This window comes from Ramlibacter sp., from assembly GCF_036383835.1.
GTDB lineage: Bacteria > Pseudomonadota > Gammaproteobacteria > Burkholderiales > Burkholderiaceae_C > Ramlibacter.
On the sequence record NZ_DASVNN010000056.1, the window covers coordinates 1 to 5,211 of the forward strand.

General features: G+C 73.2%; 7 protein-coding genes and 1 pseudogene. 1 reads left to right on the top strand and 7 read right to left on the bottom strand.

All coding sequences use genetic code 11. The features are described 5' to 3' along the window. Positions 1-103: 103 nt before the first annotated feature. From gspL to gspG, 6 genes are read right to left on the bottom strand one after another with little or no spacing between them, the layout of a single operon-like run. The gene (gene gspL / locus VF522_RS09320) at positions 104-1,312 is read right to left on the bottom strand and encodes a type II secretion system protein GspL (RefSeq protein WP_330907970.1); all 1,209 of its coding nucleotides are present in this window, start codon (positions 1,310-1,312) and stop codon (positions 104-106) included. Between the two features lie 33 nt (positions 1,313-1,345). After that, positions 1,346-2,302: a type II secretion system minor pseudopilin GspK gene (gspK, locus tag VF522_RS09325; protein ID WP_330907971.1), complete on the bottom strand. Its 957-nt coding sequence runs from the start codon at positions 2,300-2,302 to the stop codon at positions 1,346-1,348. Beyond that, positions 2,299-2,973, bottom strand: coding sequence for a PulJ/GspJ family protein (locus tag VF522_RS09330; protein WP_330907972.1), 675 nt, complete (start codon positions 2,971-2,973; stop codon positions 2,299-2,301). Before VF522_RS09330 ends, gspK begins: the two co-directional genes overlap by 4 nt. Before the next feature lies 1 nt (position 2,974). After that, on the bottom strand, positions 2,975-3,331 hold the full coding sequence (gene gspI / locus VF522_RS09335; RefSeq protein WP_330907973.1) for a type II secretion system minor pseudopilin GspI: 357 nt from the start codon (positions 3,329-3,331) through the stop codon (positions 2,975-2,977). Further along, positions 3,328-3,795: a prepilin-type N-terminal cleavage/methylation domain-containing protein gene (locus tag VF522_RS09340; protein WP_330907974.1), complete on the bottom strand. Its 468-nt coding sequence runs from the start codon at positions 3,793-3,795 to the stop codon at positions 3,328-3,330. The genes gspI and VF522_RS09340 overlap by 4 nt, the downstream gene beginning before the upstream one ends. Next, positions 3,770-4,216 carry a type II secretion system major pseudopilin GspG gene (gspG, locus tag VF522_RS09345; RefSeq protein ID WP_330907975.1) on the bottom strand — a complete coding sequence of 149 codons (447 nt, stop codon included), beginning with the start codon at positions 4,214-4,216 and terminating at the stop codon, positions 3,770-3,772. Before gspG ends, VF522_RS09340 begins: the two co-directional genes overlap by 26 nt. Before the next feature lie 21 nt (positions 4,217-4,237). Here gspG and VF522_RS09350 point away from each other — a divergent pair, with 21 nt between their 5' ends. Further along, a complete protein-coding gene (locus tag VF522_RS09350; RefSeq protein ID WP_330907977.1) occupies positions 4,238-4,723 on the top strand; it encodes a type II secretion system protein N in 486 nt (161 codons plus the stop codon). On the opposite strand, the pseudogene VF522_RS09355 reads toward VF522_RS09350, so the two are convergent. Continuing rightward, positions 4,696-5,211: pseudogene (locus VF522_RS09355) on the bottom strand (adenosylcobinamide-GDP ribazoletransferase); the annotation flags it as partial. The gene VF522_RS09350 and the pseudogene VF522_RS09355 overlap by 28 nt on opposite strands.

Here is a 5,211-nt window from a genome sequence, read left to right on the forward strand (position 1 = left end):
ATCCACCACAGGAGCGCCAGGGCGACGAGGCCGGCGGCCGCCGCGACGAGCGCCTGCTCCCGCGGGGCGAGCGCGGCCCAGCGCGCTTGCAGTTCTTCCCGCCTCATCGCACATCCTCCGCGACCACCGCCAGCACGTCGCCGGTCGCCGTGCCGACGTAGCCGAGCGGGCGCAGCTGGGCGGCCACGGTCCGCGCTTCGTCCGGCGACAAGCCGAGCCCGCGCGCCCGCAGTTCGCCGCCGCCGTATTCCAGCGCCGCCGGCGTGCGCCCCGGCGGCAGCGCGGAGGCGAGGCCCACCAGCAGCGCGTCGAGGTCGCGCGCCGAGGGCACGCCGGTCTGCTGCCGCAGCGCCGCCACCTCGCGCTCCATCTGCACCGGCGCATCGACGACCACCTTCACCGTCGGGAAGGTTTCCTGCAGGGTCTGGCGCACGGCATCGCGCTTGTCGGCCAGGTTGGCGCGCTCCCTCCAGGCCCAGGCATTGAGTCCGGCGAGATTCACCAGGACCACCAGCAGCGCGGCCCAGCGCGCCGGGCGCCAGGCGGGCGCCTTGAGGATCTCGGCCCAGCCGCCGGCGAGCTTCTTCAGTGCGCGGGCGCGCGGCGAGCTGGCGAATTCGAACTGGGCGAGGTCCCAGCGCGTGCGCGAGGATTGCAGCCAGCGTTGCGGCGCCTGCTGCAGCGAAGCCTGGCGCTGCAGCACCTGTTCGGCGGCGGCCGCGGCAGCCGGCTCGGCGAACACCGGTGCATCGTCCGGCAAGGCGGGCAGCAGCGGCAGGGTCGCGGGGGTCAGCGGCAGCGCGAGCACCCCGTCGGCGCTGCTCGCCACGGCCAGCGGCTGTTCGGGATCGCCCAGGACGGTCAGGGTGGGCGCGCCTTCGGGGGCGAACTCCGGAACGATGCGGTTGGCGCCGCGGCCCGCGCCTTCGAGCAGCTGCAGCGCGTTGCGCAGCCAGTCGCGGTCGCAGATGGCCACCCACGCGCGGTCGCCGCCGCGCGCACCGGGTTCCACGGCGAGGTGCACGGCTTCGGTATCGTCCAGCAGGTGGTCTTCCAGCAGCCCCTCGAGCGCGGCGCGCAGGCGGGGGGTGCCGGGTGCGATGCCCTTGGGCAGTTCGATGCGATGCCAGGCCAGGGCCTGCACGGGGACCACGGCGACGATCTCGGCGCCGGGTCCGCGCGGCAGCGGCAGCAGCGCCGCCGGCGTGCGGCCCTGCTCGGCGGGCGTGCGGCCGTCCGCGGACAGCGCATAGGCCCACTCCGTCGCGCTGGTGGCCGGTTCGATGGGCAGCGATACGAAGAGGGAGCTCATGGGCTGCGGCGAATTGTAGGTGGGCGCCAGGCTTCAGCGGCGTCCGTCGGCGGGAACGAAGGCCTCGAAGGCACCGCGTTCGCGGGACAGCGTGCGCACCTCGCGGCCGGTGCGCATCACGACGGAACGCTCCTCGATCACCACGTTGTCGATGCGCAGCCGGCCCCGCACTTCGAAGAACTGCGAGTTGACGGACACGCCGTTCGGCTCGAACTTTCCTTCCTCGGGCAGGAACTTCCTTTCGTCGCCGACCGCGCGGAAGTGCTGGCGCTCGCGCTCCGTCACCAGGCGCTGCGCGTCGGCCAGGCTGATGCCGCGTCCCACCGCATAGATCACCTCCGCCTTCGCGGTGTTCAGGTTCACCCTGGGCTCGTTCGAAGGCAGCACCGTCACGTAGGGCTCCAGCGCGGCGATCGTCTGCGGCGACACGCCCAGCCACGCCAGCTGCTCCACGCGTTGCGGCGGCAGCGATGCGCGGGCGGCATTCTGGTTGTCGACGTTGATGTCTTCGGCGAAGCGCAGGTTCTCCGCCAGCCGCGCGAGTTCCGCCGCGGGCAGGCCGAGCAGTTCGAACAGGCGCCGGAAGCTCTCGACGCGTTCGTCGTTCTTCACGCCGGCTCCGGCCAGGCTCGCCACGTTCAGGCGCGATTGCAGGTCGGTGATCTCGCCGGAGAGGAAGGTGTTGTCGGCGTCGCCCGCGGCCATGTTGCTGTTCGGGTCGGCGGCGAGGAAGGTGCCGAGCCGCGCCTCCTGCAGCGGCACGGCCCAGGGTTCTCCGAGGTGGTCGACGTTGCTGGTGTCCTCGCGCAGGATCAGGCGTGCCCAGTCGAGCGCGCCGGTGAGGATCCAGCCGGATTGCACCCGCGTGCGCTCCGCGCTTTCGATCTCGACGCTGCGCCACTGCTGCCACAGCGCCGCGGCCGCGAGCGTCGCGACGACGGTGACCGTCAGCATGGCCACCAGCAGGGCGGCGCCGCGCCGGCGCCTCACGACCGGCCTCCGCCGACGGTGGGCCGCACCCAGTCGCGCTGCAGCCGGCCGCCGATCGCGCGTCCCGGGGGCAGCTGCAGGATCAGGCGCACGCCTTCGGGCAGGGCGCTGGTGCGCGTGCCGGCCGGGCCCGTGCGGCCCTGGATGCCCGCGGCGAGCGGCGCGCCGTCGCTCGACAGCGGATTGGTCCAGCTGTCGTTGCGCCAGAAGAAGATCTGCCACTGCTCCAGCGGCGCGATCACCACTTCCTGCCGCCGCATCGCGTCGCTCGGATTGCGGGACCACAGGTCGGCCTGCAGCCAGGCCGTATCGAGGTCGCCGCGGGTGGTGACGGGGGGCGATTCCCAGCGCAGCCAGCGGCCCTCGCGCTGGGTCCAGCCGACCACCCGCACGCCGTCGGCCGGGGACAGGCTGCTGCGGCGGGTGAGGCGCAGGACGCGGCCGTTCCAGTCGAGCGCGCCGAGCGGCGCCAGCTCCACGATCGCTTCCAGGTCCGCGCTCCACTGGGCCAGGCCCGTTTGCAGCGCAAGGACCTCGTCGGCATGGGCTTCGGTCTGCTCCCGCGCGCGGATCATGCCGTCGATGCCGCGCCATCCGAGCGCGGCCAGCAGCGCGAGCACGAACAGCGCCACCAGCAGTTCGACCAGGGTGAATCCTCGGCTGCCGCGCATGTCAGTAGCGTCCCAGCACGGTGGAGAGGCGCAGCAGCGCCGATTCGCCGGAGAACACCTGCGCATCGACGCGGCGGAAGTTCGGGTTGGGCGTGGGCGAGACCTTCAGCCGCACGACGAAGGCCTGCCGGCCCTGTTCGCAGGGCAGCTCGCTGTCGCCGACGCCGGGCATCTGCTTGACCAGCCGCAGCCGCGCAAGTTCGTTCTCGGCGCAGATCTGCCCGAGCAGCAGGTCCGACTGGCGCTGCGCATTGTTGGTGAGGGCGGCCGTGGCCTGCAGGCCGGCCACCAGCGCGATCGCCACGATCGCGAGCGCGACGAGCACCTCCACCAGCGTGAAGCCGTGCCGCCGCCTCATGGCTGCTCCGGGGCCACCTGGAAGGGGCGCACCCCGTCCGTGGCGACGCGCAGGTGGCGGTCGGGCCGCTGGGCGCTGGCCAGTGCGACGGCTTGCGGGCCGATCACCGGCTCCGGTCCCAGCACCAGCACGCCGCGGCCGACCACGCGCGTGTCGGCGGAAAGCCACTGCTGCGGCAGCGCGTCCTTCGGCAGGCCTTCGAACCGGAAGCCTCCCTCGGCCGCGACCCAGCGCACCGGCTGGCCCGTCAGCCGCGAGCGGGCACGGGCCGATTCGAGCAGGGCGGCAAGGCGCTGTGCCTCGCGTTCCAGCGTGTTGCCGGCGGAATCGCGCAGGGCGAACGAGACGCCCGCCGCGGCGATCGCGATGATCGCCACCACCACCAGCAATTCCAGCAGGGTGAAGCCGGCGGCGCGCCGGCGGGGGGTGGGGATGCTCCTACTGCCAGGAGCCGATGTCGGCATTGCGGCCCTCACCGCCCTGCTGGCCGTCGGCGCCGAAGGACATCACGTCGACCTCGCCCTTGATGCCGGGGTTGAGGTACTGGTACGGACGGCCCCAGGGGTCGTTGGGCAGCTTGTCCAGGTAGGTCTTCCAGTTCGGCGGGATCGGGCCCGCGGTGGGCTTGGCCACCAGCGCCTGCAGGCCCTGTTCCGTCGTGGGATAGCGCTGGTTGTCCAGCCGGTACAGCTTCAGCTGCTGCATCAGCATGTTGACGTCGGCCCGTGCCGCGCCCACGCGCGCGTCGTCCGCGCGTTCCAGCACGTTGGGGACGATCAGCGCAGCGAGCACGCCGATGATCACCAGCACCACCATCAGCTCGATCAGGGTGAAACCGGAGGCGGCCAGCTTCCTGGCGCGGTGGAAGGCAGATGTCGACTGCATCCGGTCAATCATAATCGCCGCATGTTGCCCTCCACCTCCGCCACTTGGACCGTGCGCGGCGCGAGCTTCGCGTTGTGGGCCCTCGCGGCGGGCAGCGTGGTGTTCTGGGGCCTGAAGCTGGGCGGAAGTTCGCGCGCGGCGAACGCGCCGCCCCTGCCCGCGCGTGCCGTGGCCGCCGCCGACCCGGCGGCGATCGAGCGCCTGCTCGGTGGCTCGCCGGCGGCCCTCGTCGCGGCGGCGCCGGTGCCGACACTGGCGAGCCGGTTCCACCTGGTGGGCGTCGCGGCCGGCGCGCGCTCCGGCCTGGGCGCGGCCATCATCGCGGTGGACGGCAAGCCGGGGCGGCCCTATCGCGTGGGCAGCGTCGTGGACGAAGGGCTGGTTCTGCAATCGGTGCAGGGCCGGCAGGCGACCCTCGGGCCGGTGAACGGCCCGGCCGCCGTGACGCTGGAACTGCCGTCCGCGGCAGCCAACCCGGGTCAGGCCGCCAGCGCGGCGCCCAGGTAGAAGGCCGCTTCGCAGACCTGCTGCACGACGCCCGGGCGGTCGGCCGCGGTCTCCGGCCGTTGCCGGCAGAAGCGGAGGACGGCGAAACCCGCCAGCGCCGCCGTGATCACGGGCACCACGAGGAAGGCCACGCCTCCGGCGGGCACCAGCAGCGCGAGCGGCACGAGACACCAGAGGGCGCCGACGCGCAGGCTGCGCGTGTCGGCCGCCGGGCTGCCGGCCCACTGCGTGACCACCAGGCCGAAGCGCGAGACCACGTGGCCCGCGAACAGGGCGGCGACCACGGCGCGCTCCGAAGTGAGGGCCAGCCCCGCCAGCAGCGCGAGCTTGGCCAGCAGCACCAGCACGAGGGCGAGCACGCCGTGCCCGTTGCCGGGTTGCGCCACGCCTTCGGCGAACCGGAACAGGGCGCTTTCGTGCAGCGCGCCCGTGAGCAGCACGGTGGCGATCGTGCAGGCGATCGCGGCAACGAAGGGATCCAGGGGGTT

Coding starts and splice junctions, on each gene's coding strand:
- gspL (WP_330907970.1), bottom strand. CDS start 1,312: ATGAGCTCCCTCTTCGTATCGCTGCCCATCGAACCGGCCACCAGCGCG.
- VF522_RS09330 (WP_330907972.1), bottom strand. CDS start 2,973: ATGCGCGGCAGCCGAGGATTCACCCTGGTCGAACTGCTGGTGGCGCTG.
- gspI (WP_330907973.1), bottom strand. CDS start 3,331: ATGAGGCGGCGGCACGGCTTCACGCTGGTGGAGGTGCTCGTCGCGCTC.
- VF522_RS09340 (WP_330907974.1), bottom strand. CDS start 3,795: ATGCCGACATCGGCTCCTGGCAGTAGGAGCATCCCCACCCCCCGCCGG.
- gspG (WP_330907975.1), bottom strand. CDS start 4,216: ATGCAGTCGACATCTGCCTTCCACCGCGCCAGGAAGCTGGCCGCCTCC.
- VF522_RS09350 (WP_330907977.1), top strand. CDS start 4,238: ATGTTGCCCTCCACCTCCGCCACTTGGACCGTGCGCGGCGCGAGCTTC.